Origin of the sequence: Ancylobacter tetraedralis (genome assembly GCF_014195655.1) — a bacterium.
In the GTDB taxonomy this organism is placed as follows: Bacteria; Pseudomonadota; Alphaproteobacteria; order Rhizobiales; family Xanthobacteraceae; genus Ancylobacter; species Ancylobacter tetraedralis.
In genome coordinates, this window is sequence record NZ_JACICD010000015.1 from 36,815 (window position 1) to 62,948 (window position 26,134).

At 63.1% G+C, this 26,134-nt stretch carries 20 protein-coding genes and 4 pseudogenes; 15 read left to right on the forward strand and 9 right to left on the reverse strand.

The features are described from left to right. Positions 1-206 precede the first annotated feature (206 nt). The 3 genes from FHS55_RS22110 to FHS55_RS22120 form a co-directional block, all read right to left on the reverse strand. A complete protein-coding gene (locus FHS55_RS22110; protein ID WP_210287128.1) occupies positions 207-1,265 on the reverse strand; it encodes an ABC transporter permease in 1,059 nt (352 codons plus the stop codon). Between the two features lie 67 nt (positions 1,266-1,332). After that, positions 1,333-4,074, reverse strand: coding sequence for a ribosome-associated ATPase/putative transporter RbbA (gene rbbA / locus FHS55_RS22115; RefSeq protein WP_183192037.1), 2,742 nt, complete (start codon positions 4,072-4,074; stop codon positions 1,333-1,335). 2 nt (positions 4,075-4,076) lie between these two features. Further along, the gene (locus tag FHS55_RS22120) at positions 4,077-5,327 is read right to left on the reverse strand and encodes an HlyD family secretion protein (protein WP_210287129.1); all 1,251 of its coding nucleotides are present in this window, start codon (positions 5,325-5,327) and stop codon (positions 4,077-4,079) included. Between the two features lie 399 nt (positions 5,328-5,726). Between FHS55_RS22120 and FHS55_RS22125 the strand changes: the two are divergent. Further along, positions 5,727-6,603, forward strand: a pseudogene (locus tag FHS55_RS22125) (tyrosine-type recombinase/integrase). Positions 6,604-6,616: 13 nt separating this feature from the next. Continuing rightward, positions 6,617-7,427 (forward strand): annotated as a pseudogene (locus FHS55_RS22130) (transposase zinc-binding domain-containing protein). A gap of 475 nt (positions 7,428-7,902) precedes the next feature. Here FHS55_RS22130 and FHS55_RS22135 read toward each other — a convergent pair. After that, positions 7,903-9,342: an NAD-dependent succinate-semialdehyde dehydrogenase gene (locus FHS55_RS22135; RefSeq protein WP_183192038.1), complete on the reverse strand. Its 1,440-nt coding sequence runs from the start codon at positions 9,340-9,342 to the stop codon at positions 7,903-7,905. 148 nt (positions 9,343-9,490) lie between these two features. Here FHS55_RS22135 and FHS55_RS22140 point away from each other — a divergent pair, with 148 nt between their 5' ends. The 10 genes from FHS55_RS22140 (at position 9,491) to FHS55_RS22185 (ending at position 19,981) form a co-directional block, all read left to right on the forward strand. Next, the gene (locus FHS55_RS22140) at positions 9,491-10,273 is read left to right on the forward strand and encodes an IclR family transcriptional regulator (RefSeq protein WP_183192039.1); all 783 of its coding nucleotides are present in this window, start codon (positions 9,491-9,493) and stop codon (positions 10,271-10,273) included. A gap of 4 nt (positions 10,274-10,277) precedes the next feature. Next, positions 10,278-10,655 carry a nuclear transport factor 2 family protein gene (locus FHS55_RS22145; protein WP_183192040.1) on the forward strand — a complete coding sequence of 126 codons (378 nt, stop codon included), beginning with the start codon at positions 10,278-10,280 and terminating at the stop codon, positions 10,653-10,655. A gap of 69 nt (positions 10,656-10,724) precedes the next feature. Then, positions 10,725-12,320 carry a phytoene desaturase family protein gene (locus FHS55_RS22150; RefSeq protein WP_183192041.1) on the forward strand — a complete coding sequence of 532 codons (1,596 nt, stop codon included), beginning with the start codon at positions 10,725-10,727 and terminating at the stop codon, positions 12,318-12,320. Between the two features lie 55 nt (positions 12,321-12,375). After that, the gene (locus FHS55_RS22155) at positions 12,376-12,753 is read left to right on the forward strand and encodes a cupin domain-containing protein (protein WP_183192042.1); all 378 of its coding nucleotides are present in this window, start codon (positions 12,376-12,378) and stop codon (positions 12,751-12,753) included. 42 nt (positions 12,754-12,795) lie between these two features. Then, positions 12,796-13,926, forward strand: coding sequence for an extracellular solute-binding protein (locus tag FHS55_RS22160; RefSeq protein WP_183192043.1), 1,131 nt, complete (start codon positions 12,796-12,798; stop codon positions 13,924-13,926). Between the two features lie 136 nt (positions 13,927-14,062). Further along, positions 14,063-15,139: an ABC transporter ATP-binding protein gene (locus tag FHS55_RS22165; RefSeq protein ID WP_183192044.1), complete on the forward strand. Its 1,077-nt coding sequence runs from the start codon at positions 14,063-14,065 to the stop codon at positions 15,137-15,139. Next, the gene (locus FHS55_RS22170) at positions 15,136-15,999 is read left to right on the forward strand and encodes an ABC transporter permease (RefSeq protein WP_183192045.1); all 864 of its coding nucleotides are present in this window, start codon (positions 15,136-15,138) and stop codon (positions 15,997-15,999) included. Before FHS55_RS22165 ends, FHS55_RS22170 begins: the two co-directional genes overlap by 4 nt. After that, a complete protein-coding gene (locus FHS55_RS22175) occupies positions 15,996-16,823 on the forward strand; it encodes an ABC transporter permease (protein WP_183192046.1) in 828 nt (275 codons plus the stop codon). Before FHS55_RS22170 ends, FHS55_RS22175 begins: the two co-directional genes overlap by 4 nt. Positions 16,824-16,928: 105 nt before the next feature. Further along, a complete protein-coding gene (locus FHS55_RS22180) occupies positions 16,929-18,632 on the forward strand; it encodes an amidohydrolase (RefSeq protein WP_183192047.1) in 1,704 nt (567 codons plus the stop codon). Positions 18,633-18,862: 230 nt separating this feature from the next. Next, positions 18,863-19,981, forward strand: coding sequence for a PLP-dependent cysteine synthase family protein (locus FHS55_RS22185; protein WP_183192048.1), 1,119 nt, complete (start codon positions 18,863-18,865; stop codon positions 19,979-19,981). 106 nt (positions 19,982-20,087) lie between these two features. Here FHS55_RS22185 and FHS55_RS22190 read toward each other — a convergent pair. After that, positions 20,088-21,187 (reverse strand): annotated as a pseudogene (locus tag FHS55_RS22190) (IS3 family transposase). A 59-nt stretch (positions 21,188-21,246) separates the two neighbouring features. Then, on the reverse strand, positions 21,247-22,158 hold the full coding sequence (locus FHS55_RS22195; RefSeq protein WP_183192049.1) for a LysR family transcriptional regulator: 912 nt from the start codon (positions 22,156-22,158) through the stop codon (positions 21,247-21,249). 66 nt (positions 22,159-22,224) lie between these two features. Here FHS55_RS22195 and FHS55_RS22200 point away from each other — a divergent pair, with 66 nt between their 5' ends. Beyond that, positions 22,225-22,584, forward strand: a complete 360-nt coding sequence (locus FHS55_RS22200) for a YybH family protein (RefSeq protein ID WP_246340387.1) — start codon at positions 22,225-22,227, stop codon at positions 22,582-22,584. Then, a complete protein-coding gene (locus tag FHS55_RS22205; RefSeq protein WP_183192050.1) occupies positions 22,581-23,369 on the forward strand; it encodes an SDR family oxidoreductase in 789 nt (262 codons plus the stop codon). The genes FHS55_RS22200 and FHS55_RS22205 overlap by 4 nt, the downstream gene beginning before the upstream one ends. Positions 23,370-23,543: 174 nt before the next feature. On the opposite strand, the gene FHS55_RS22210 is transcribed toward FHS55_RS22205, so the two are convergent. Then, positions 23,544-23,945, reverse strand: a complete 402-nt coding sequence (locus tag FHS55_RS22210) for a hypothetical protein (RefSeq protein WP_183192051.1) — start codon at positions 23,943-23,945, stop codon at positions 23,544-23,546. Positions 23,946-23,949: 4 nt separating this feature from the next. Here FHS55_RS22210 and FHS55_RS22215 point away from each other — a divergent pair, with 4 nt between their 5' ends. Next, a complete protein-coding gene (locus FHS55_RS22215) occupies positions 23,950-25,335 on the forward strand; it encodes an IS1182 family transposase (RefSeq protein WP_183192059.1) in 1,386 nt (461 codons plus the stop codon). A 74-nt stretch (positions 25,336-25,409) separates the two neighbouring features. On the opposite strand, the gene FHS55_RS22220 is transcribed toward FHS55_RS22215, so the two are convergent. Together FHS55_RS22220 and FHS55_RS22225 are read right to left on the reverse strand one after the other, a co-directional pair. Beyond that, the gene (locus FHS55_RS22220; protein ID WP_183192052.1) at positions 25,410-25,853 is read right to left on the reverse strand and encodes a CopG family transcriptional regulator; all 444 of its coding nucleotides are present in this window, start codon (positions 25,851-25,853) and stop codon (positions 25,410-25,412) included. A gap of 5 nt (positions 25,854-25,858) precedes the next feature. Beyond that, positions 25,859-26,134, reverse strand: a pseudogene (locus FHS55_RS22225) (conjugal transfer protein TraG); the annotation flags it as partial.

The following is a 26,134-nucleotide window of genomic DNA, read 5'->3' on the forward strand; positions in this document are numbered from 1 at the left end:
GTGCGCCAACCAAGGTAACACTGCGAAAACCTATGTCGTTGAAGTTGCGACGTTCTGAGGGGCATAAAGCATAGACTTGGGCGCCATCGTTGGGTTGACCTGCTTCGCCGGTCCGTCTGCGGGCATTGTCATGAAGCCTAGGCCGTTGACTTATGGCGCGATGCCGCTGCCTCCCGACGTTCCCGGTCGTTTTGTGCCCACACGCCCTACCGCAAGGTCGCAACGGACTGACGGAACAGCACCAGACTCACCGCGAGAAATGTCACTCCCATGACCAGGACCGTGACAAACTCTTTCCAGACGATATCGAGGCCGGCGCCACGATACACGATCGCCTGCATGAAGCTCACATAGTGCCGTGACGGGAAAAACCACGTCACGTACTGGACCCATTGCGGCTGGCTCTCGATTGGCGACATGCCGCCCGACAGCATCATCATCGGCATCACGAACATCATCATCAGAAGGGCGAACTGCGCCATGGTGCGGGCGAGCGTGCCGAGGAAGATGCCGATCGCCGCCGTAGCGAAGATGTAGATGATGGTTCCGAGCAGCAGGAGACCGCGCGAGCCGGCAATCGGAACGTCGAGGAGACCCTCGACCACGAAGAGAAGAGAGCAGATGAAGCCGATGAAGATCACCAACCCGCTCGACCACACCTTGGCGAGCGCTATCTCGAAGGCCGTCAGCGGCATCACCAGCAGGTGCTCGATCGTGCCGTGCTCCCGCTCGCGCAAGAGCGCCGCCCCGGTCAGGATAATGATCAGCATCGACAGCTGATCGGCAAGGCCGACGATTGCGCGGAACCAGGATTGTGTGCCGTTGGGGTTAAAGGCGCGGCGGATGACGAGATCGGAGGAGAGACCCGTAGTTTGTGCCGTTTCCTGTCGGTAGCGCTTGACCTCGTCGGTCACCATGCTTTGGATATAGCCCGCGCCCAAGGATGCCTGCTGGACTGCGGTGGCGTCCACATTGACCTGAACGTCGACATCGCGCCCCTTCCGCACATCCGCTTCAAAGCGCGGAGGAATGACGACGACCAAGGTGTAGAGACCTTCGTCCATGGTGCGATCGATATCGGCGGCGCTGATCATTTTGGCCGTCTGGAAGTACGGGGGATAGAAAAGTCCGGCAATCGATCGTGAGAGGCTGGAGTTGTCTTCGTCAACGATCGCGATGGAAGCGTTGTTGACGGTCTCGCCCGCGCCGGTCGACTGCGTATAGATGCTGATACCGAAGGAATAGATGATGAAAAGAATCATCATCAGATCCTTCGAGAGAGTGCGAAGTTCCTTGGTACCGAGCCAGAATATATTGGAGAGGCTTCGCACCTCATTTCTCCTGTTTGCGCAGAAGGAGCGCGGACAGCAACAGGAAGGCCGGACAAAACAGGGTCAGCGCCAACAGATCGGTAGCCATGTCACCGAAGCCAAGCCCCTTGGTGAACGCGCCGACGCTCATATGCATGTAGTAGCTCGTGGGCCAGAGATACCCCATGAGGCGCGCGCCGCCTTCCAGCGTCGAGACGGGCTGCATCATGCCGGAGAACTGCATGGTGGGCAGCAATGACAGCACCGCTCCGGCGAACACGGCTGCGACTTGGCTCGACGTGAAGGTCGAGATGAAAAGTCCATAGCCGGTAGCCGCCGCCACATAGAGAAGTGCGCCGAGGGCCAGCGTGAAACCGTCGCCCTTGAGCGGGACCTCGAAGAGAAACACCACGGTGGCGGTCATGATGAGGAAGTTGATCATGCCGACGCCGATATAGGGCAGTTGCTTGCCGATCAGGAACTCCAGACGTGTCGTGGGCGTGGCGTAGAAGTTCGTGATCGTGCCGATTTCCTTTTCGCGGGCGACGCTGACAGCCGTCAGAATAGCGAGAAACATCATCAGCAGCATCGCGGGCACAGCCGGCCCGATCGAGTAGATGCTCTCGGCCGTCGGGTTGTAACGGTAGCGAAACACCATGTTGGTCTTCGGGTTGGAGCTCGCCGGGGTGCTGGACTCCCGGTCTCTCTGTTCAGAGAAGAGATTGTGCGCCGATTCCACGTAGCCCTCGATGGTGGCGGCGCGCGAGGTGTTGGCGCCGTCGATCCAGGCCGACACCTGCCAATCCGAGCCACGCTGAACCAAGCGCCCGAATCCCGGTGGAATCTCGATGGCCAGCGTGACGTCGTTTGACTTCAGGCGCTGTTGCATTTCTTCGACGCTGCGGATCGGCGTCTTTTCCGTGAAATATCGAGAACTCGAGAAATTGGCGAGATAGTTCCGGCTCTCCGGCGTGTTGTCGTGGTCGAACGCCGCGTAGGTGAGATTGGTCACATCGCTGGAGACACCGAAGCCGAAGATCAACAGCATGATGAATGAGCCGAGAAAGGCGAAGACGAGCCGTACCGGGTCGCGCCTAAGCGACAGTGTCTCGCACTTGGCATAGGCGAGGAGGCGTCGCAGCGGCATGAAGGCCGAGCGGCCGGGCGAGGCAGCCTCGACATTCCGCAGGGTCTCCGCCGGGACCGCCGCCGCTTCGGACGTGGACGAAGAGGCCTCAGCGTCCTCGATATAGGCGATGAACGCTTCTTCGAGATCCACGCTGCCTTTGGAGACGATGACGTTTTGCGGGGTGTCGCAAACGAGGACGCGACCCGCATGCATCAATGAGATGCGGTCGCATCGCATCGCCTCGCTCATGAAATGTGTGGAGACGAAGATCGTGACGTTGCGGCTTCGCGAGAGATCGCCGAGCAGACGCCAGAATTCGTCGCGGGCCTGCGGATCGACACCCGACGTGGGCTCGTCCAGGATCAGCAGCTCGGGATCGTGCACGATCGCCACGGCGAGCGAAAGACGCTGCCGCACCCCGAGCGGCAGCGAGTTGGCTTCGGCGTCGGCATAGTCGCCAAGACCAACATCGACCAGGAGTTCGGCGATGCGGTGCTTGGCGTGGTCGGCGGCCAGATGAAAAAGGCGGGCATGAAGAAGGAGGTTCTGCCGCACGGTGAGCTCGCCATAGAGCGAGAAAGATTGCGACATGAAGCCGACGCGCCGGCGGACCGACAGGTCGTTGGCATCGACCGGCTTTCCGCATACCTCGGCCTCGCCCTCGCTCGGCGCCAGAAGTCCGGTCAGCATCTTCATGGTCGTGGTCTTGCCGCTGCCGTTCGAGCCGAGGAAGCCGAAGATTTCCCCGCGCTCGATGGCGAAGCTGACGCGATCGACCGCGGTGAAGCTGCCGAAGCGGCAGGTCAAATTCTTCGCGACAATGACCGGAGGTTCCGTGCTCGGTTCGCGTGGCGGAATGACCAGGCGCTGAGACGCCGATTTCTGTTCCGGCTGCAGGGCGACAAAGACGGCTTCGAGGTCCTGTTCGCCGGTCTTTGCGCGCAGCTCGTCCGCCGTGCCGGAGGCAAGCACTCGTGCGTGGTCCATCACAATGAGCCAATCGCAATGGCTCGCCTCGTCCATATAGGCGGTGGAGACAACAACACTCATCGTCGGCCGCTCGCGCCGCAGATCACCGATCAGGTTCCAGAACTGTCGGCGCGACAGCGGATCGACCCCGGTTGTCGGCTCGTCGAGAATTAGAAGGTCAGGGTCGTGAATGAGCGCGCAGCACAGGCCGAGCTTCTGCTTCATGCCACCCGACAGCTTTCCGGCAGGCCGATCGAGAAAGGGGAGCAGGCCGGTCGCGGCAGCCAGGCGGTGCGTGCGCGCGTCACGCTCCGACGCGGACAGGCCGAAGAGGGTTGCGAAGAAGGTCAGGTTCTCGCGGACGCTGATCTCCTGATAGAGGTTCTTGCCGAGTCCTTGCGGCATATAGGCAATGCGCGTGCAGACGGAACGGCGATGCCGCGCATTTCCCATGTCGCCGCCGAGGACCGCGACCGATCCGGTCTGTATCTTTCGCGCTCCCGCGATCAGGCCGAGCAGCGTGGACTTTCCGGCACCGTCAGGCCCGATGACGCCCGCCATCCGGCCGCTCGGCAGTTCGAGCGATACATTGTCGAGCGCTCGGACCTTGCCATAGACATGGGTCGCGCCGGACACTTCGGCGATCAGCGACGCGGAAGCCACCATCGTCAATCCTCGGCATCAACGGGATCGCCCTGAACGCGCTTTTGCAGGAAGTCCGGCCAATCGGGCGGGTTTGGATCCAGGCGCACATAGCCGACGCCACGAGTACCCGTTTTCACCTGGTCGAGGTGACGCTCGATGAGGCTCGGTGGCATGCGCAGCTTGACCCGGAACATCAGCTTGTCGCGCTCGCTGCGCGTCTCGACCTGCTTGGGCGTGAACTGAGCGTCCGGTGACACAAAGCTCACCTTGGCCGGGACGGCAAAGTCGGCACCGTCGAACACAATTCGCGCCGGCGACCCGATCGTTACGCGCATGGCCTTCTCGGAGGGGAGATAGATCTCCATGTAGATCTCGGACAGGTTGACGATCGTCAGGACCTTGCCGCCCGCCGAAACGACTTCTCCGGGGTTGGCGAGACGATAAAGAACGCGGCCCTGCACCGGCGCCACGAGAATGGTATCGGCGATCTGGGCATCAATCTGATCGACGAGAGCTTGCGCGGCCACGACCGACCGCTCGCGCGCTGTCACGGTCCTCTCGGCGGCTTCAAGAACGGCGCGCGCGGAATCGTGCTCACTCTGCGCCTCGTCGCGGCTCTCCTCGCTGACCGCCCCTGTTACGACCAGCTTGAGGGCTCGGCGGAGCTTTGCTTCCTTGAGGGTCAGTTCCGCCTGCCGTTGCGCGACGGTCGCCTTTGCCTCGAGCATCGAGGCTTCCTCGTACGTCACGTCGGCGGCATATTTGGCGCGTTGCGCCTGCAGCTCGGCGGTATCAATGCGGGCGAGGACCTGTCCCGCGGCGACGAGATCACCTTCCCGGGCCAACACCTCGCGGACGCGTCCGGCCGACTTCGCGGCGATATCGACCTGGTCGGATTCGATGCGACCGTTCCCCGACACCAGCCCCTCGGGCAACTTGCCCTGCTGGCTCTGCCGCCAGTACCAAGCACCGCCGGTGCCGGCAGCCAAAGCTATGACAAGGATTGGAAGGATCCTCGCGGCATTACCCCGCCAAGACGGCTTTGCATCTTTACTTGGAACGGTCGTCACGATCGGATCCTTGAACGTGAGGTGGGGCGCGAAGCGCAAATTGGGCCGCCAAGACACACCTGCGGGGTTGCGAGAAGGAAATTCCCCTGCGCATCCCACAGATACGCCTAAAGCGAGCCAGACGGGAATTTCAAATGAGTCTCTTTCGTTTAGGTCGATCCACCAATGGCAATCGCGCGCATCGAGATAGGCCGCCGCGTTCATCAGGCGGCCGGCGGTTGAACCGCGCCGGGTTCGCCGGGGGCTCCAACTCCTGAGTATCCGTGTTGGTCGAGCGCGCGTCGTAGTCCATTGACGGCCGTCGCGTATGATCGCCTCACGCGGCTGGACCGAATGATGATCGCCGAGCAGCGCGAACAGGTGTCCTCGATCTGCGGCCGGACGCTGGCGAGAGCTATCTGGTGCGGACCAACCGACTTGTCCTCATCGACCGGGTGAAGCGGCTGGAGAGCTTTGGCGTTGCCGAGGAGATCGAACCGGGACTGAACACTAAACCGCTGCCGCGGTAACCGCCCTGCATGATGGGCGTGCAGATGTTCTCCATGTAGCACCTGGCATAGGTGGGGAGACGATCGCGGGGGTTCTCAACCTTTGGAGAGCCCCATGGACGTTTCCGAGCCTTGCACCAGCACACGGCCAGCCATCAGCCCGCTGCGGCAGTGGATGATCGAGGACATGACGATCCGCCGGTTCGGCGAGCACACGCAGCGCGACTATGTCCGCCAGGTCGTCGAGTTCACCGCCTTCCTCGGCCGGGCGCCGGACCGGGTCGAGCCCGAGGATCTGCGGCGCTACCAGCTTCATCTCGCGAACTTCAGTGCCAGCTATGCCCGCATGAATCTCGCTTGCACGGCGCTGCGCTTCTTCTTCCACATCCCCCTCGGGCGGGCCGGCTTCGGCGATCGCATGGCGCGCATCCCGACGCCGGAGCGTCTGCCCGTGGTGCTGAGCACCGAGGAAGTGGCGCTTTTGCTCGCCCATGCCCCTAACCTCAAGTGCCGGGCAGCGCTCAGCATCGCCTATGGCTGCGGCCTGCGGGTCTCGGAGGTGGCCCATCTCAAGGTCGCCGATATCGACAGCGCGCGGATGCTGATCCGGGTCGAGCAGGGCAAGGGCCGCAAGGACCGCTACGTGATGCTCGCGCCCGATCTGCTTGATCTCTCGCGCCGCTGGTGGAAGGAGCGGCGCCCACAGGGCTGGCTGTTTCCCGGCCGCGATCCGGGCCAGCCCATCACCACCCTCCAGCTCGACCGGGCCTGCAGGAGGGCGGCCTCCGCCGCCCGGCTCGACAAGCGCGTCTCCATGCATACCCTGCGGACAGCTTCGCCACCCACCTGCTGGAGCGCAAGACCGATATCCCGTCATCCAGGTGCTGCTCGGCCACAGCCAGCTCGACACCACGGCCGTCTATACTCGCGTCGCCCTGAAGACCCTGCGCGAGGTGGAGAGCCTGCTTTCGCTGCTGACGCCGCCCTTGTAGGCCGTGCCGGTCCATGGCGCGGCCTGCGCTCGAGGTCGCGGATATCCTGAACACCCATGGCGACGCCTAATGAGAGGGTGCATGCCGGGCATCTTAGCCGTGGCCAGCTGAAGGTGATGTCGGCGATCCGGTCCTGCCGCACCGTGGTGCTCGGCGGGCACGTGGCGCGCTGTGCCGACTGCGCCCATCTGGAGATCGCCTACAACTCATGCCGCAACCGGCATTGCCCCAAGTGCCAGGGGTCAACGGCCCGGGACTGGCTTGCCGCCCGCCAGGCCGAGCTGATGCTCGTGCCCTATTATCATTTCGTCTTCTTCGGCGATCTCGCTCCGCTGGCCGATACATCTGCCTTCGAGGCGATGCTGGCCTATCTGTCGCGCTACACCCACCGCGTGGCGATCTCCAACAGCCGGCTCCTCGCCATGGACGACCGCGGGGTCACCTTCCGCTGGAAACACTATCGCGACCGTGCCGCTGCCTCGGGCAACAGCTGGATCAAGGCCATGACCCTGCCGGCGGACGAGTTCATCCGCCGCGTCCTGCTCCATGTCCTGTCCGACGGCTTCCACCGCATCCGGCATTACGGCCTGTTCGCCAGCGCGGTACGCGCCGCCAACATCGACAGGATCCGCGCGCTTCTCGCGAAGGAGGAGGCCGGCCCTGCGCGAGGTCAAGACCAGTCCGCCGAGGCGAAACGAACAGAGGTCACGCTGCGCTGCCGTTGCTGCGCCGGCATCATGACCATCATCGAGACCTTCGCCCGAGGCACGGCACCAAAGGGCTATCCCGCCGGTGCCTCCATCATCAGGGTCGACACCTCATGAGAAGCGCTTTCCCGCCTGCGTTCGAGCTTCCGGCTGCAGGCCGCCTCATGCGCGCAAAGGAGAGCCGCGTCCTCGTGCCGCCCATCCCACGCTCGCCGTCGTTGTCGAAGCGGGCAGCACGCCCTTCAACGGGCGCTGACAGCCCCGCAGCACCTTCCCGGACCGGAGGATCTTCCGGCAACCGACGCCGGCATCGCCCCCGCGCTGCCATCGCGAACCTCAAATCCCCATAGCAACGCGAAGACCTCAATCGTCGCGCACGTCGGACCGCGGTTTCCTCCCCTGGAGGCTTTCCGACGCCGGCCCGCGTGCCCAGACCAACCGTCGTGATCGAGCCGGCATCCGAAACCCTTCACAGAAGCGGACATTAAGTGATTGCCAAAGCAGCCGCTGCGCTGCCTGCCGCCCCTAAAGTCGCCTTAATGCCGAGTATTCGACGAACCGGAATGATGAACTGGCAGCAACGATTTTCAACTCACTGGCGATTAGCCGTCGTGAAGAGGCGGGTATCGAGATAGGCTTCGATCGCCTCGGAACCGCCTTCCGAGCCATATCCGGAATCCATGATACCGCCGAAGGGCAGCTCGGGAATGCCTAAACCGAGATGGTTCACGCTCATCATCCCTGCCCGCACCGACTTCAGCGCTTCCTGATGCGCAGCCGAACGCGTGTAGGCGTAGGACGCGAGCCCGAAGGGTAGGCGGTTGGCCTCGGCGAGGATCTCGTCGCGCGAACCATAGCGGTTGATAATCGCTACGGGGCCGAACGGCTCGTCATTCATGATCGCCGCGTCCGTCGGGACGTCGGTCAGCACGGTAGGCTGGAAGAAGTACCCTTTGTTGCCGATCCGCCGCCCACCGAGGGCGATTTTGGCACCACGATCAACGGCGTCGGCGATCATCGCCTCCAGGGCGAAGACGCGACGATTATTGGCGAGCGGGCCCATCTCGACGCCCGGCTTGGATCCATCGCCAACCACCACATTCCCGGCCGCCTCGACGAAGCCTTCGACAAATTCGTCGGCGACACTCTCCTGAATGAGGAAGCGCGTGGGAGAGACGCAGACCTGACCTGCGTTTCGCAGCTTCTGGGCCACAAGTTGCGGAATGGCGAGGCCGAGATCGGCGTCCTCCATGACGATGGCGGGCGCATGGCCTCCGAGCTCCATCGTCGCGCGCTTCATATGGGCGCCCGCCAGTGCCGCCAGATGCTTTCCGACGGGCGTCGAGCCGGTGAAGGAAATCTTGCGTATCGTCGGATGGGCGATCAGGTACTCGGAAATCTCGGCGGGATTGCCATAGACAAGGCCGACCACGCCGGCCGGCAGGCCCGCTTCGAGGAAGCAGCGGATCAGTTCGGCCGGTGAGGCCGGGGTTTCTTCCGGTGCCTTGACGATGATCGAGCATCCCGCCGCCAGCGCGGCCGAGAGCTTGCGCACGATCTGGTTGATCGGGAAATTCCACGGCGTGAAGGCCGCGACCGGCCCCACAGGCGCTTTGAGCGCGAGCTGGGTGATGCCGGCGCCTCGGGCGGGAATGACCTGGCCGTAGGTACGCCGCGCCTCCTCGGCGAACCAGTCGATCGTGTCGGCGGCGCCCAGAGTCTCAGCCTTCGATTGGGCCAATGGCTTGCCCTGCTCCAGGGTCATGATCGCAGCGATCCGATCAGCACGTCCCCGCAGCAGCTCGGCGGCCCTGCGCATCAGCTTCGATCGATCGAAGGCGGAGGTCACTGACCAGATATCGAAACCGTGCGCGGTGGCTGCGAGCGCCTGGTCGAGATCGTCCCTGCCAGCGTGAGCGACGTGACCGATGACGGCTTCGGTCGCGGGGTTCACGACCTCGATGGTCTTTCCTGTGGAGGAGTCCGACCAGGATTCGCCAATCAAGAGTTGGGTGTCGGGATAGTCCGGCATGGCTGACTTCACTCGGCTCTGCCCAAAAGCGGGCTGTTTTGATTGAAAAGTTTCCACTGTACGGAATCATGTTTTCGCAGAGAGGAAATCGGTTGACAAGACAGAGTGGCGGCTCATAGCGTAGAAAATGAAAACGGGTTTTCGCCAAATGGAAAACGAAGATAAATCGGGCAGTGACGACAAGTCGGGCGTGCGCTCCGTAGCACGGGCGCTTGCCCTGCTTTCCGCCCTAAATCGAAAGGGGAAAAACCTTTCCGAGATGGCGGCAGCGGCAAACATCAGTGTGAGCACGGCGTCGCGGCTGCTCGGGACGCTGGTGGCTCACGGCTTCGCCGTTCAGGGAAGCAATAATCGTTATGTCCCGGGGCTGGCCCTGACGACCCTGCTGCACGAGACGGATCGCTGGGCGCCGCTGCGGATGCTGGCGGCGGAATCGACCAGCGCCCTGTGCACCGAGCTGGACGAGACCTCTGCTTTCTTCGTGCAGTTTGGCGATGACCGCCTTTGCATCGATTCAGCCGAGTCCAGCCAATTGGTCCGACGCGTTCGGCTGACTGGCGAAAAGGGCAAGATCTATCGCGGTGCGGCGGGAAAGGTGCTGCTGGCCTTCAGCACGGATGAGGCCGTCGACGAAGTTCTTGGAGACATGGTGAGCTTCGAAATTCCCGGCCAGCAAGATCGAACGGTGGAAGAGCTGAAGGCGGAATTGGCGCAGACCCGAACGCAGGGCTACGGCTTCAGCCATCATGAATCCACCGGCGGTTCCTGGTCGGTCGCGGCTCCCGTCTTTATCCGGGGCAAGCTGGTCGGCGCCCTCGCCGCCGTCATCCCTGATCATCGTTTTGGCCAGGAGGCTCTGGTCGCCGCGATCGAGGCGACCAAGCGTGTCGCGGCCGAATTTTCCGAAACATTCCAGCAATTACGGACGTAACGACATGGCACGCATTGCCGAGATTGACCGGATCGATATCACGGACATCCTCCACAAGGTCGCCTACATACTCGATTCCAAAGAATACGACCGGATGGGCGAGGTTTTCGCTGAAGACATCCAGTTCAGCAACCCCGGACGCCTGACCGCGAACGGGCTGGAAGAGCTGAAGACGGCGTTCCGGAATTTTCCGGCTCCGTCGCTCAGCCACCACATCACCAATCTTCTGCTGTCCGGCAGTGAGGACGGAACCGTCAAGGCGCTGTGCAAGGCCCTGTCCCAGCGGGCCGACAAGTCGATCGCCGTGGCTGAATACACCGACATTCTGAAGAAGGCCCCCCGCGGCTGGCGGATCGCCTCCCGCACTATCAAGCCGTTGTAATCAATTGAATTTTCATCATGCGCGTTGTCGCCACGCTGGCGACACTGGCCGAGATCGAGACGGGCAGAAATGTCGAAATATGATGTGATCATCGTTGGCGCCGGCCATAGCGGGCTGGTCGCGGGTTTCTATCTCGCGCGGGCGGGCTTGAAGGTGTTGATGCTGGAGCGAAGCTACCAGGTCGGCGGCACCTGCATCACCGAGGAAGTATTCCCAGGTTACCGAGGCAGCAGCATCGCCAACTCCTGCCACAGCCTCGATCCGCGCATCGTCGGCGATATGGAGCTGGAAAAACACGGGCTGAGGCTGACCCATCCCGCGCTCAATTCGCTGACCCTGTTCTCCAACGGCGATGCGCTGGTCATGTGGCCCGAGCGCGAGCGTCGCCGGGCCGAGATGGAGCGGCTCGCCGAGCCTGGCGACATGCAGGGCTTCGCCGACGTGATGCAGTTCTATCAGGACGTGGCAAGGAAGATGGGCGTGTCGTTCTACGATCCCGCGCCCTCGTTGGAAGAGGTCGCGGCGCGTTTCGTGGAGCCCGCCGACAAAGAAGCCTTCAATCTTGTCATGTTCGGCAGCGTCAGCGATGTGCTGGACCGCCACCTGAAATCGCCGTGGTTGAAGGCGTTTCTGGCCGGCACCGCGATGGCGACCAATCTCGTCGGCCCCCGCACGCCGGGCAGCGGCTACATACTGCTGCAGCGGCCGCTGCAGGAAGAATCGATGCGCCGCAGCGGCGTGGCTTTCGACAGCAACGAACTGATGATGAAGAATGCGTCGCCGATCGGCGGTGTGGGCGCCGTCACGCAGGCCATGGCCCGGGCCAATGAGAGCCTGGGCGTCGAGATCCGCCTTGAATCCCCGGTGCGCGAGCTTCTCTGCGACAATGGCAAGGTGAGGGGCGTCTTGCTGGAAACCGGCGAGGAGATCGAGGCTTCGCGCGTACTGGCGAACATCAATCCGAAGACGGTGTTGACCAAACTGGTTCCTGCGAACCAGCTGCCGCCCGAGGTCGAGGAGCGGGCCAGGAAGCTGACCATGCATGGCTCGTCCTCCAAGGTGCACCTCGCTCTCAAGGGCACGCCGCGTTTCAACCGCGCGCAGACCGACGACGAAAACACTCAGTTTCTCGGCACAAACTTCCGCGTGGTTCCCAGCATCGACGTGCTTCAGGAGAGCTACAACGAAGCCACCATGGGCCGCTGGTCGCAGCAGGTAACGATCTCAGGCGTGGTGTCGTCTGCCGCGGATCCAGACATGACCCCGCCCGGCTGCCACTTCATGAGCCTGAGCGTGCGCGGCACCCCTTACCATCTGGCGGAGGGGAGCTGGGACGATCAGCGCGAGGCGCTCGGCAATGCCGTTGTCGAGACGCTCAGCCGGAACATCGGCAACATCAAAGACATCATCGACGGTATCAGCGTTTACACGCCCGTCGACCTTGAGCAGAACTACGGCATGGCCGAGGGCAACGGTGCCCATGGCGACATCGTGCCCGGACGCATCTTCGACGCACGCCCCATGCCGGGATGCTCGAACTACACGACCCCGATCGAGGGGCTCTTCATGTGCGGCGTCGGCAACTGGCCAGGCAACTTCATGAGCGGACTGACTGGCTACAACGCCAGCCGGAAGATGCTCGGCGAATTCCGCCCGGCGCACTAACTCGTCCGTCTGGGTGACCTGAGGGTCCGGGACGGAAAATGCAGAGGAATCAAATATGTATCACGGAAAGGCCATTCGGAACGGTGAGCCGTCCGGTCTTCGGTCGGCGACCAATACGGGCGATGTTTGGTCCGACATCCTCCTCAATGCCGGCAACGCGCGGGTGATCAACATCATGTTCCCGCCGGGAGCCCGCACCCACTGGCACACCCATGAAGGCGGGCAGTTCATCTACACGGTTTCCGGCGAAGGTTGGATCCAGGAACGTGGCGGCGAACGCGTCATCCTCAATCCGGGCGATGTCGTCTGGACAGAGCCGGGGGTCGAGCATTGGCACGGCGCCAGTGAAACCGGTCTCGTCACTCAGATCGCCCTGCATTTCGGCAACGTCGACTGGCAGGGCGCAGTGACCGACGAGGAGTACGGCACTTAGTAAAACCGTGCGAAAGCACCAGCAGGGGAATGGAATAAATCGATGAACGATGAGAAACCTTCTTCTTACCTTTCAATGGCGAGGCTTCGCCTTTGCGGGCTGTCGGTGGCGCTGGTGCTCAGTGCGACCCATGGCACGCTGGCGCAAGATGCGGGCGATATCCGTCGCTTCGCGGGTCAGAGCATCTCTTTTGCGGGATACTCAAGTGCGTTCAATGACAGATGGGCCGCGAGCTTCGGGAAACACTTCACCGATCGTACCGGCATAACGATCAACTGGATTCCGTCCAGCCCGTCGAAGAACATCACCAGTATCCGCGCCTCCGGCGGTAACCCGGACATCGACGTCATGCTGATGGATTCCGCGAACCTCGCACGTGGGATACAGGAGGGTGTCGTCGGCAAGGTGGATCCGGCCAAGATTCCCAACATGAAGAAGGTGCCGAAGAGCCTGCAGATCGCGTCGGGCATTCCGAGCATGGCCTACCGCTATGGCAATTGCTACCGGACTGACAAGTTCGAAGAGCTCAAACTGGCCACGCCTAACGACATCGGCGTCTGGTCCAATCCGGCGCTGGCGGGACGCGTGATGTTCCCCTCGACCACGGCGGCACAGTGGCTGATCACGGCCCCGGCCATCGCGAAGTCGGCGGGTGGCAATTATAGCAACGTGTCCGCGACCATCGAAAAGCTGTCGTCGAAGGTGAAGGCCTACGGTTTCTTCAACTCATCCGGTGACATGGACGCGGCGATGTCGGCGGGTGACGTGTGGCTGACGGTCGGCAACAACCAGGGCCGGTGCCTCGCGCTAAAGAAGCAGGGCATCCCGGTCGCCTATGCCCACTGGGACATCAACTCGGACGGCAAGACCTATTCCGATCTGATCAACCCGGACAACCTCGTCCTTGTGGCCAACTCGCCCAAGAAGGAGCTGGTCGAGCTGATGATGAACGAATTCCTGTCGGACGAAGCTGCCAAGGCCTCGGTTCCGCTGTTCATTTTTATCGCCGGCACGCCACCGACCTCTTCCGCGATCGACGCCGTAGTGGCCGCCGATCCGTCGTCCGCTGAATGGATCATCAAGGATCCTTCACAGCTGTTCCTTCCCGACTATCCGGCCTTCCTCGCCAACCTGCGTGAATGGACCACGCAGTGGGCGGGCATTCTTCGCTGACGATCCCGCAAGCGGCAACGGCCGGCCCTTAGACGCCGCCGTCCGTTGCCGGCCCCGGTCCTGAAGTCCCGTAAACGCACGCCACCCGAACGTTTTGGCGACCCTAGCAACAAGCGCATCCGACGAGGGCGTGGCAATGAGCAGACTTGAGATCGACTCCCTGAAGATCGCCTATGGCGGCTGGGTTGCGATCGACGACCTCAACCTGACGATCGAGAAGGGTGAACTGATATCCCTGCTCGGCCCTTCGGGGTCCGGCAAGACGTCTCTGCTGCGCGCCATTGGCGGCTATCTGAAGCCGGCTGGCGGATCGCTGCGCATCGATGGCAAGGATATCACCTCCACCCCTCCCCAGTTCCGGGACATCGGCATGGTGTTCCAGAATTTCGTGCTCTTTCCCCATTTGACCACGGTCGAGAACGTCGAGTTCGGGCTGCGAACCCGGGGCGTTGCCAAGGCGGAGCGTCGCCGGCGCGCCATCGAGGCCCTCGCGATGGTACAGATGGATACCTATCTCGAGCGTTACCCGTTCGAGCTCAGCGGCGGTCAACAGCAGCGCGTGGCGCTGGCTCGCGCAATCGTCATCCGCCCGACCATGCTGCTGCTCGACGAGCCGATGGGCGCGCTCGATACCAAGCTGCGCGAACGGGCGCAGGAAGAGATCCGGGCGCTGCAGCAGGAGTTACAGCTCACCACGGTTCTCGTGACTCACGATCAGCGGGAAGCCATGGCGATGTCCGACCGGATCATCGTCATGCGTGGCGGAACCATCGTCGATGCGGGCGACCCCTGGCGGCTCTACCACGCGCCAAAGACGGCCTTTACCGCCGAATTCCTTGGCGCCACCAACCTGCTGCCGGTCGAGGTGCTGACGCGCGACGGCAACAGGGCACGGGTCCGGATGACACAGACCGGCCATGAGTTCGAGGTGGAGGGCAGTCTGCCGGGCGCGAATGCCGGCTATGTGTCGCTGCGCCCGGAAGACATCACCTGTGCCCTCAGTTGCGGGCCGGGCGCGTTACCGGCCAAGGTGGTGAAGCGCATGTTTTATGGCGTGAACACCCATTTGCGGCTGGAAACGCCGGGACTTGGCTCCCTGCTCGCGGTCCAGCACCGACATGCCGTGTTCGAAGAAGGCGCCGACGTCTTCGTCAGCTTCCAGCCGCAGGATGCGCGCCTGCTGCCGGCGGATTTGCCGGAGGATCGGCAATGAACCCCGCCTCGTCCTCCCTGTTCAGGCTGGGTATCATCCCGCTTGCCCTGTTCTTTGTCGTGTTCTTCGCCTACCCGGTGCTGCATTTCCTCTGCGGCAGCCTGGTCGTCGATGCAGGTGGCGCCTCCGCCCTGTCGCTTCGCAACTTCACAGATGCGTTGCGGTCGGCTTCGGTTCTCCGTTCGTTGTCGACCACGCTCTTCCTGAGCATTTTGACCGGCGTTGTCTCGCTAGTCCTCGGCTATCTGTTGGCCTTCCAAGTCGTGCGGCGGAACGCCGTCATCGGCAAGATCATCTTTGTCGCGGCTATCGCCTCGCTGTTCACCAGCACCATCGCCCGTGCACTGGGCTGGCGCGTGCTGCTGGGGTTTGAGGGGCCGATCAACAATGCCCTGATAACCATCGGCCTGATTTCGCAGCCGCTACAGCTCATCAACAATTTCACCGCGGTCGCGATCGGGATGATCCACATCCAAGTGCCAGTGGTGATGGTCGGGCTCATTCCGGTGATCGAGGCTTTGCCGCGTGATTTCGAGCGGGCGGCAATCGGGCTCGGCGCGTCGCGCTGGAAGACCTTCCTGACCGTTCACTTGGCCATGACCTGGATGAACGCCGTCCCTGTGGGGCTAATCGCGATCATGGCGACCGCCGCCTATTTCACCACGCCGGTTCTGCTCGGCGGCGGCCGTGTGAACGTGATCGCGATCCAGATCCAGCAGGCATCGCAGGTACTTTTCGACTTCGGCTACGCCGCGACGCTGTCGGTCATGCTGGTGGCGATGATCAGCGCGGTCGCGATCGTCATCCTTCTGCTTACCCACTGGCGCCGCAACGTCCGAGCGAGGGGTTCTTCATCATGAAAAACATGATCGCACGCGTTGTGGATGCGGGGCTCTGTGGCGCGATGCATGCGCTGACCGTGCTGGCCGTGGCCTTTCTGGTGATGCCGCTCTTCGTGGTCGTGGTCGTCTCGTTCAATTCGACGACGGTGATCTTTCCGCCGCGGGACTGGTCGCTGGTCTCTTATATGCAGATCCCCCAGGTGGCCGTCGACACGTTCCTGCGAAGCCTCGTGCTCGGCCTCTGCTGTGCGATCCTATCGGCGTTGCTTTGCGTGCCGGCAGCGATCGCGATGGTAAAGAGCAACCTACGCGGCAAGGCGCTGATCGAGGCGGCTCTGCGCAGCCCGCTGCAGTTTCCCGCGATCATTCTCGGCGTCGCCATCCTTCAGTACTTCTATTTCTGGCAGGGCGCCCTTGCCGTTCCGCTGGTTGGCACCTTCACCGGACTGTTGATCGCCCACACGATCTACACCTTCCCCTTCGTGCTCGTTCCGACCGTAGCCCGCCTTTCGGCGCTCAGCGGCCAGTATGACGAGGCGGCGGCCGGACTTGGGGCGGGCCCGCTGATGACGCTGATCCGGGTAATCATTCCGCTGATGCGGCCCGGCATCATCGCCGGAATGTTCATGAGTTTCATCATGTCATTCGAGGATGTCGCGGTGACGATGTTCCTCGCCGGATCCAAGATGACCACCTTCCCCGTGTATCTGTTCGGCAGCGCCGAAGTCTCCAACACGCCAGGCCTTTATGCCGTGGCCAGCCTTGGCTCGCTCACCGCGCTTGTCCTCGTGCTGCTGGTCGAGCGCTTCGTCGGCATCCGGACCGTTCTCAGCAAAGGCTGACACAACTTCCCGCGGGCACGTCGGGCGCCCGCACATTCATCAATCCAAATCAGGCCACTGCACCGGAGCCAATCCGGCGGCGCTTGGCCCAAGGAGAACTGACCCATGAGCAACCGAGATATCGCCGACCTGAAATCTACGAAGGTGAGCGGCCTGCCGACCGGGAAGATCCTCGTCACCAACGCCACCATCCTGACCATGGACGAGGCCGAAACCACGGCCAGTTCCCTGCTGATAGACGGCGGCCGAATTGTCGCGGTCGATCCTTCCGAGGAGCAGGCGAAGGGCGCAGCCATCGTGGACATGGGCGGCAAGACCGTGGTTCCCGGTCTGATCGATGCCCACACCCATATGGAAATGATCGCCTATGGCTGGAACATCGCCGTCAACGTCAAGCCGCCGCTCGTGAAGTCCATCGACGATATGGTCGAGCGTCTTGCCGAGAAGGCGGCGACCTTGCCGGCGGGGAAATGGATCCTCGGCCAGGGCATGCATTATCAGAACCAGCACATTGCCGAAGGCCGCTATCCCACTCGCTGGGATCTCGACCGTGCAAGCACCGAGCATCCGGTGGTGGTGCGCTTCAGCTTCCACATCAACGTCTTCAACTCCAAGGCCCTTGAGGTTCTGGGTGTCGACGCGAACACGCCGGATTCCGACGGCGGCTATCTGGAGCGCGACGCGAACGGTGTCCCGAACGGTGTATCCAACGACATGTGGCACGCGCTGAACGCGCCGGACTGGCCCTACGAGGAGGTCGGCCCCGCCCTCGCCAATGCTCAGGCCAGCTTTCTCGAGAACGGCGTCACGGCGATCACCGAATTCACTCTGTTCCGCGGCGGCGTCGACGCCTATCTTGAAATGGAACGGCGCAAGGATCTGAAGATCCGCGTCGCACTCTATCCCAAGGTGCCCTCTGTCTGCCCGCTGGAAGAGGCGCTGTCCGGGAAAATCGGCGCACGCTTCGCCGAAGCGGACCCAAGCAGGCTGAAGCTTGGCGGAATGAAGATGTTCATCGATGGCGGCCTGACCTCCCGCGCTGCGGCGATGTACGAGCCTTATTGGGATAGCGATCTGAAGGGGCACCTGTCCTTCAAGCCTGAGGAATTCGCGGAAATCGTCAAGAAGCTGCATGGCGCGGGCTATCAGATCTGCGTCCATGCGATCGGCGATCTGGCGCAGGACGTCGTCCTGGACGCCTTTGCCGCACTGCCTGAGCGCAAGGCCGCGAACGGCGCGGTCCACCGGATTGAGCACGCCGGCAACTGCCTCTGGACGGACGAGCGCGCCAAGCGCTTCGCGGAACTGGGGGTACTGCCGGTGCCGCAGCCGCCGTTCATCTACACCACGGCCGCCGGCTATCGTAAGAACCTTGGTCCCGTGCGCGGCGCCGACGTCTTCCCGATGCGCCAGATGGTAATGGACCAGAAGTTCGCTGTCCCCGGCAACTCCGACGCGATCGGCATTCACCCGAAGCAGCACGTTCCCATGTTCGGCATCTGGGCCATGGTGACGCGCGAGATGAACAATGGCGAGACGCTCAAGGACGGCGAGAACCTCGACGTGATGACTTCGCTACGGATGTATACCCGCTTTGCGGCGCGCTCGATCGGACGTGAGCACGAGATCGGCTCCCTAGAGCCGGGTAAGTTCGCCGATTTCGTCGTGTTCGACGACAATCCGCTGACCGTTCCTGCGGACATGTTGCGCGACATGATGCCGAACCAGACATGGATCGGCGGCGAACAGGTGTTCGCGCATGACGCAAACAAGGTCGGCGAGGCAAAGGAAGCCCACGTACCTGCTTGAAGTCTGTCGGCACCACCTCGTCGTGTGATGCGGGAGCCAACGCTCGCTATGGCTTGTTCGATCTGAACCGGCCATGGCGGGCGGGGCGCAAGTCTGGTCGAGCGCCACTCCCGGGACGGACTCGGGAGCCATCTGCTGTGCGTCCGTAAAGCGCCGCACAGCGCCGGCACACTTGGCGAAGCCATGAACCTCTTCCAAGCTTCATCCGGTCTGCAACCTGAGAGTCTGAAATGACGAACCTCACCCAGGTCTCGCCTCACCCTGTATGTCACTCCAGCTCGCAGCCGCGCGACTGGCTGTGCACCGCCATTCAGCGCATTGAGGCGGACATCAATCGCTCCGCCGACACGCATCTCATCCGCGTTCCGCTTCCCGCGCTACCCGGGATCACACTCTATCTGAAAGACGAGTCGAACCATCCGACCGGCAGCCTCAAGCATCGGCTCGCACGCTCGCTGTTTCTTTACGCGCTGTGCAACGGCTGGATCGGGCCCCAGACGCTCATCGTCGAGGCGTCGAGCGGCTCGACCGCGGTATCGGAAGCCTATTTCGCTCGCTTGATCGGCCTCGATTTCGTGGCGGTGATGCCCTGCACCACCTCGCCGGAGAAGATCGCGGCTATCGAATTTCAGGGTGGTCGCTGCCACCTCGTCGAGAATCCCAAGACCGTCTATGGCGAGGCCGCCGAACTCGCCCGCAAGTCGGGTGGCTTCTACATCGACCAGTTCACTTTCGCCGAGCGCGCGACTGACTGGCGCGGCAACAACAACATTGCGGAATCGATCTTCAGCCAGATGTCGCACGAGCCCGATCCCGTGCCGTGGTGGATCGTGACGGGCGCGGGCACCGGCGGCACCTCGGCAACGATCGGGCGCTATATACGCTACCAGCGCCACACAACCCGGCTTTGCATCGCCGACCCCACGGAATCGGTGTTCCATCGGCACTACGAGGATCGATCGGTAATGGAGGTGGAGCACTGCCGATCCGTCATCGAGGGCATTGGCCGCCCGCGTGTCGAACCCTCATTCATTCCTGACGTGGTCGATCGGATGATCACGGTTCCGGACACGTTGTCCGTCGCCACCATGCGCGTTATCAGCGACATGCTCGGCCGCCGCTGTGGCGGCTCCACGGGGACCAGCGTCTACGCGGCGCTCAGACTGGCAGAGGAGATGGCGGCTTCCGGCGGAACGGGGTCGATCGTCTCCATTCTGTGCGACTCGGGCGAGCGTTACGCTTCCACGCTCTACAATGACGCCTGGCTTGCCGCGCGCGGCATCGAGATCGCTGCCCCCATGGCGCGATTGGAGAGTTTCTTGGGCGGTAAAAGCGGCCTTCTCCTGTAGATTCCACCTCCGCGCCTCATCGGTTTGGCGCGTTCGTTTGTGTTGACTTGACCTGAGACCCTTTTCTCCTCCGGTTTAGGGGAGAGTCCGAGGGTTGATTTTGGCCTCAGGCGGCCGCGGTTTCCAGTGCGATTGTTGCCGCGAACTCGGCAGGGGATCGATTGCCGAGAGCTGAGTGGGGGCGGTTCACATTGTAGTCCTCCTTCCATGAGGTGATGGCGGCACGGGCTTGGCCCAGGCTCGAGAACAGGGTCTCGTTCAGGCATTCGTCACGGAAGCGGCCGTTGAAGCTCTCGACGAAACCGTTCTGCATAGGCTTGCCGGGAGCGATGTAATGCCATTCGACGCCGCTCTGCTGGCACCATTTGAGAACAGCCATCGAGGTCAGCTCCGTGCCGTTGTCGGAAACGATGGTCGCAGGCCTGCCCCGGATAGCGAGCAGCGCGTCGAGCTCGCGCGTCACCCGAAGGCCCGAGAGCGAGGTGTCGGCCACCAGCGCCAGGCACTCCCGGCTGAAGTCGTCGACCACGGCCAGCACCCGGAAGCGCCGTCCGTCCGTGAAGGCGTCCGACACGAAGTCGAGGCTCTAGCGGACGTTGACCCGATCCGGGACCAGGATGGGACGCCGGGTACCAAGCGCGCGCTTGCGCCCCCCGCGCCGGCGCACCTGGAGCTTTTCTTCCCGGTAGAGCCGGCGCAGCTTCTTCTGGTTCATGACGATGCCCTGGCGCCTCAGCATGACGTGGATGCGCCGGTAGCCGAAGCGGCGGCGCTCGCCGGCCACGGCCCGCATGGCTTCCCGCAGGCTGGCGTCATCGGGACGTACACTCCGGTAGCGCACGCTGGTGCGATCAACGCTCAGCGCCTTGCACGCCCGACGCTGGCTCACCCCGTGCGCGGCACAGGCGTGAGCCACGGCTTTGCGCCTTGCATCGGGCGTCACCATTTTTTTGCGCTGACATCCTTCAGGATCGCGTTGTCGAGCATCTGCTCGGCCAGCAGCTTCTTCAGCCGCGCGTTCTCCTCCTCGAGCGCCTTCAGCCGCCGGGCATCGGACATATCCATGCCGCCGTACTTGGCCTTGAACTTGTAGAAGGTCGCCGAGGAGATGCCGTGCTTGCGGCAGACGTCAGCCGTCTTCGCGCCGGCCTCCTGCTCCTTCAGCATCCCGATGATCTGTTCCTCTGTGAACCGTGAGGCTCGCATCGTCCGTCTCCATGATCAACGGACTCTACTCAAATCTGGAGGAGGATCAGGGTCTCAGGTCACTGTGCGAGCCGTCCGGCGGCGAAGTCGCGGGCGAGCGCGATGAAGGCTTGGAAGGCTGCGGAGGGATTGCGTCGATTGGAATAATAGAGGCACAGCGGCACGAGCGGCGGCGTCCAGTCTTCGAGAATGCGAACGAGCCGACCAGCCGCGAAATCGTCGCGTACATCGGTTTCCATGAAATAGCCGATGCCCACGCCGTTCGTCACCGCGATCCGAGCCAGGGACGCTTCGTCGAGGGTGATCGGGCCCTCGACGTCGAGCTGCAATTCCTCGCTACTCTTCTCGAAGCGCCATCGGAACAAGGCGCCGTTGGGAAGCCGCACGCGAACGCAGGGGTAAGCGAGCAACTCCTGCGGCATCTGCGGTATGGCCCTGCTTTCAAAGAAGGCGGGAGATGCCGCCACCGCCATGCGCCGCATCTGGCCCAGCGGGATGGCGATCGCGTCGCTGGGCACCAGATCCGCGCTGCGCACGCCCAGATCGAAACCGGCGGCCACGACATCGACGAGCCGTCCCTCGGTGACGAGGTCGACATGGACCTGCGGATAGCGCTGTAGATAGGCTAGAACGAGTGGCGCCATGATCTCGCGCGCCGCCGTCGCGAAGGCGTTGATGCGCAAGGTGCCGGACGGCGTCTCCTGCTGGGAGCGCGCCGTGTTCATCGCCTTTTGAATGTCCTCGAGCGCTGGTTTGATCTGCGCAACGAAAATCCGCCCGGCGTAAGTGAGCGAGACGCTGCGTGTGGTGCGATTGAACAATCGCACGGCAAGCTCCCGCTCCAGCTTGCCCACCGCGTTGCTGATGGCCGTGGTCGATATGCCGAGGTCGAGCGCCGCCGCCCGAAACGAGCCGCACCGAACAATGGCGAGAACCGCCTCGAGCTCGATCAGGGAATGGCGGAGGCTCATTGTTCCGCTTTCCGTAACATCCTATGCCGATTTGTCTCGATTATCAGGAGAAAAGTCCATGGCTAAATGAGCCTCATCACCGTCGAGGAGATGAACATGCCAATGGACCTACCCAACCCAATCGCCGACTTTGTCGTGGCAAACGCCCGGCTCGACATCGACGGCATGTTAAGGCCTTTCCTGCGCGACGCCGTCTTCATCGACAACGGCAAGCGCTTCACGGGGCACGCGGCTATCCGCCAGCTGTTCGAGGAAGAAGTGATCCCGGTAAAGGCGATCTTCACGCCCGAAACGGTTCGGGAAGAAGACGGCGATGTCGTGGTTGAAGGTCCCGCTCATGGTGACTTCCCGGGCAGCCCGCTCCGCTTCACCTATCGCTTCACGCTGGTGCACGGCGCCATCAAGGCTCTGGAGACCACGGTATGACCATCAAGGCAGATCCGACCGAGTTCGCCGGCAAGCGCGTGCTCGTCAGCGGCGGCACCAAGGGTCTCGGCCGCGCCACGGTCGAGCGCTTTCTTGCCGGTGGCGCGCGCGTCATCACCGCCGCCCGGGCGATCAGGGATCCCATAGCAGGGGTCGACTATGTCCAGGCGAACCTGACCACGCCAGAGGGCGGCGAAACGCTGGCCAAGGCGGCGCTCGGGCGGCTGGGCGGCATCGATATCCTTGCCCATGTTGTCGGGGGCTCGGCTTCACCCGCTGGTGGCTTCGTCGCGTTGACGGACGAGCACTGGCTTGCCGAGCTTAATCTCAACTTGCTTGCGACCGTCCGACTCGACCGCCTGCTGATCCCGCAGATGCTCGAGCGAGGCGCGGGCGTCGTGGTGCACGTTACCTCGATCCAGTCGGTCTTGCCGCTGCCCGAATCCACGACCGGCTATGCCGCTGCCAAGGCTGCGTTGAGGACCTACAGCAAGTCGATCTCGAAGGAACTCGGTCCCAAGGGCGTGCGGGTCAACGCCGTCTCACCCGGCTGGATCATGACGGAGGCCGCGGGAGATTTTGTCCGAATGCTTCAGGCCGCCAATGGCGGCACGATCGAAGACGCGCGCCAGTCCGTGCTCGATGCCCTGGGCGGGATCTCGATCGGGCGGGGAGCCGAGCCCGAAGAAGTGGCCGACCTTATCGCCTATCTCGCCGCCGACCGCGCCGCTGCGATCCACGGCGCCGAGTTCGTCATCGACGGCGGGACGATCCGCACCGTCTGAGGGCCACGCCAGGCGCTCGCCCGCCGAATGGCGGGCATTGCGATATCGTCGAGACCGGCAATGAGAGCTGGCGCTTCAAGAACAGATTCTGAACCACGCTCGCTTGCGGCACGGCTGCGCAACCCCAACCAGCTCCGCCGCGCCGCCTCTTGACAGCCTCACCTCATCAAGGGGTCAATATTGGGCGCCGATCGAGTGGCAAGATGGCGTGCCGTTTGACAGTGTGTCGCGCACCGTGTCGGTCGAGCGGGACAGCTCGCCACGCGCGTGCTTGTCCGACCAGCCAGCGACCATGGTCTCGGTCATCACGTTTGTCGCACGGCTTGCGACCGGACGCGCCATCATCGGTAAGGCAGCGACGTAGACGGAAGGCTCTTCTGGCGAGGACAGCCCAATGACCAGCAGGTTTCGGGCAGTGACCGGAGAAGCCGGAACCGGGTCGGCAGCAGAACGGCGGATATCTGCCCAGCAAGAGCCAAAAACCGGCCGGTCCGCTTCCGGTCCGATAGTGTTGAAAAAGTCGGTGTTGCTGGGTGTGTGAAGTCCTGATTCAGTCGTCCCTGGGATGGAGGACATGCTGATGATGGGCGAGCGGACGGTGATCCAAGAGGCGCTGTTCTACGAGTTCAGCCTCGAGCGGCACGTCCCGGCCGGCCACCTCGTGCGAGCCGTTGATAGGTTCGTCGACCTGTCCGGCATCCGCGCACATCTCCGCCCATTTTACAGCGAGACCGGCCGGCCCTCGATCGACCCGGAGCTGATGATCCGGATGCTGCTCGTCGGCTATTGCTTTGGCATCCGATCCGAGCGGCGGCTGTGCGAGGAGGTTCACGTCAACCTCGCCTATCGCTGGTTCTGCCGGCTCGGGCTGGAAGGTGACGTGCCTGACCATTCCACCTTCTCGAAGAACCGGCATGGCCGCTTCCGCGACAGTGACCTGCTGCGCGAGCTGTTCGAGACGACGGTCCGGCGCTGCGTCGAGGAAGGTCTTGTTGGCGGTGAAGGCTTCGCCGTCGATGCCAGCCTGATCAAGGCGGATGCGAACAAGCAGCGCTCGGCTGATGGCTCCGAGACGGTCGACTGGGCCACTCTCGCCGAAACCCGGCGATCGGTCCGGGAATATCTCGACACGCTCGACGAGGCCGCTTGGGGAGCGGCCAGCGAGGTGAAGCCGAAGTTCGTGTCGAAATCGGACCCGGCCGCACAGTGGACCGGCGCGCTGAAGGGGCATGCCTTCTTCGCCTACGCGACCAACTACCTGATCGATCTCGACCATGCCGTCATCGTCGATGTCGAAGCTTGCCGCGCCATCCGGCAGGCCGAGGTCGGGGCAGCGCGCACCATGATCGAACGCACTCAGGACCGCTTCGACCTCTGGCCCGCGCGCCTCGCCGCCGACAGCGCTTATGGCTCGGCTGAGAACCTCGCCTGGCTGGTCCACGAGCGCGGGATCGAACCCCACATCCCGGTGTTCGACAAGTCCGAGCGCCAGGACGGCACTTTCAGCCGGTCCGACTTCACCTACGATCGCAATGCCGACGCCTATGTCTGTCCTGCCGGCAAGCTGTTGCGGCAGCGACAGAAGGCCTATCGAACGCCGCGTCCGCTGGTCGATGATGACGGCATGATGCGCTACCGCGCCAGCAAGCTGGACTGCGAGGCCTGCTCGTTGAAGCCCCGGTGCTGTCCCAATACGCCCGCTCGCAAGATCCCCCGCTCGATTCACGAGGGCGCCCGCGATATGGCACGGGACATCGCCGCCACCGACGACTACGTCACCTCGCGCCGGCAGCGGAAGAAGGTGGAGATGCTGTTCGCCCATCTGAAGCGCATCCTGAGGCTCGACCGACTGCGACTACGTGGCCCGAACGGCGCCCGCGACGAGTTCCACCTCGCCGCCGCAGCGCAGAACCTCCGGAAGCTCGCCAAGCTCCTGCCGAACGGGCCGCAGGCCATGGCGGCCTGAGAAGGAGAGGCTGCACGCCCGACGCGAGCGGTGATGTCACCACCCTCCAGCACCGACTTTTTCAACGACATCGGTCAACTCCGGCTACTCCGTCCTTCTTCGCTCCCAACATCCTCCACGATCTCCTGCCGAAGCTGCGGCCCCTTGGCGAGGCGCCGGCCGAGTGCGCTTGTGTAGGCTGCGTAGCGCTCGGAGAGCTTGGCCCGGGCGGCCTGGGCCGCAGGTTCCGGCAGCGCGGGGGTGGTGGCAAGCCAGAAGCGGATGAAGGTGGCGAAGGCCTCTGTCGAGATGCCGAGATCACGCTCCAGCCGCGCGAGGCGGCGATCGATCTGGCCGAGACGCCGGGCGAGAGCGGCCTCCTGGCGCTCGGCACTGTCGGGCGACAGGAAAGAGGCGATCGCGGCCTGGGCGATCAGGGATATAGACTGGTCGCGCTGGGCGGCGTAGTGCGCCAGCATGTCCATGATGTCGGGCTCGAGATAGACGGAGATCTGCGCTTTCTTCGAGCGGCCTGCCATGGCGATCACAGCTCCATGCCGTCATTGGGATTGAGGCTGACCTGTCGAGCCACGCCTTGCATGAGGCCGGTTATGCGCCGGTTCCGGGTGGCGACGTCCTCCATCTCGTCGTCGCGATCCGTATCGAACTCGAACTCATTCTCGATGGGCTGGTTTTTCTCGACCGGCTTCACGCGGCTGAGCTCAGGCTGATACCTGTGCTCGGAGCCGGTCGGGTCATCGTCTCGACCTTCGTCCGCGGTGCTCCCGGCCTTACTCTCCTGTGGTGCGGGCACCGGCAG

Excerpts from the sequence above, each read along its gene's own strand:
- FHS55_RS22170 (WP_183192045.1), top strand. The coding sequence starts at position 15,136 with ATGAACCCCGCCTCGTCCTCCCTGTTCAGGCTGGGTATCATCCCGCTT.
- FHS55_RS22150 (WP_183192041.1), top strand. The coding sequence starts at position 10,725 with ATGTCGAAATATGATGTGATCATCGTTGGCGCCGGCCATAGCGGGCTG.
- FHS55_RS22180 (WP_183192047.1), top strand. The coding sequence starts at position 16,929 with ATGAGCAACCGAGATATCGCCGACCTGAAATCTACGAAGGTGAGCGGC.
- FHS55_RS22160 (WP_183192043.1), top strand. The coding sequence starts at position 12,796 with ATGAACGATGAGAAACCTTCTTCTTACCTTTCAATGGCGAGGCTTCGC.
- rbbA (WP_183192037.1), bottom strand. The coding sequence starts at position 4,074 with ATGGTGGCTTCCGCGTCGCTGATCGCCGAAGTGTCCGGCGCGACCCAT.
- FHS55_RS22175 (WP_183192046.1), top strand. The coding sequence starts at position 15,996 with ATGAAAAACATGATCGCACGCGTTGTGGATGCGGGGCTCTGTGGCGCG.
- FHS55_RS22145 (WP_183192040.1), top strand. The coding sequence starts at position 10,278 with ATGGCACGCATTGCCGAGATTGACCGGATCGATATCACGGACATCCTC.
- FHS55_RS22205 (WP_183192050.1), top strand. The coding sequence starts at position 22,581 with ATGACCATCAAGGCAGATCCGACCGAGTTCGCCGGCAAGCGCGTGCTC.
- FHS55_RS22195 (WP_183192049.1), bottom strand. The coding sequence starts at position 22,158 with ATGAGCCTCCGCCATTCCCTGATCGAGCTCGAGGCGGTTCTCGCCATT.
- FHS55_RS22155 (WP_183192042.1), top strand. The coding sequence starts at position 12,376 with ATGTATCACGGAAAGGCCATTCGGAACGGTGAGCCGTCCGGTCTTCGG.
- FHS55_RS22135 (WP_183192038.1), bottom strand. The coding sequence starts at position 9,342 with ATGCCGGACTATCCCGACACCCAACTCTTGATTGGCGAATCCTGGTCG.
- FHS55_RS22185 (WP_183192048.1), top strand. The coding sequence starts at position 18,863 with ATGACGAACCTCACCCAGGTCTCGCCTCACCCTGTATGTCACTCCAGC.
- FHS55_RS22215 (WP_183192059.1), top strand. The coding sequence starts at position 23,950 with ATGATGGGCGAGCGGACGGTGATCCAAGAGGCGCTGTTCTACGAGTTC.
- FHS55_RS22200 (WP_246340387.1), top strand. The coding sequence starts at position 22,225 with ATGAGCCTCATCACCGTCGAGGAGATGAACATGCCAATGGACCTACCC.
- FHS55_RS22210 (WP_183192051.1), bottom strand. The coding sequence starts at position 23,945 with ATGTCCTCCATCCCAGGGACGACTGAATCAGGACTTCACACACCCAGC.
- FHS55_RS22220 (WP_183192052.1), bottom strand. The coding sequence starts at position 25,853 with ATGGCAGGCCGCTCGAAGAAAGCGCAGATCTCCGTCTATCTCGAGCCC.
- FHS55_RS22140 (WP_183192039.1), top strand. The coding sequence starts at position 9,491 with ATGGAAAACGAAGATAAATCGGGCAGTGACGACAAGTCGGGCGTGCGC.
- FHS55_RS22110 (WP_210287128.1), bottom strand. The coding sequence starts at position 1,265 with ATGATGATTCTTTTCATCATCTATTCCTTCGGTATCAGCATCTATACG.
- FHS55_RS22165 (WP_183192044.1), top strand. The coding sequence starts at position 14,063 with ATGAGCAGACTTGAGATCGACTCCCTGAAGATCGCCTATGGCGGCTGG.
- FHS55_RS22120 (WP_210287129.1), bottom strand. The coding sequence starts at position 5,327 with ATGAACGCGGCGGCCTATCTCGATGCGCGCGATTGCCATTGGTGGATC.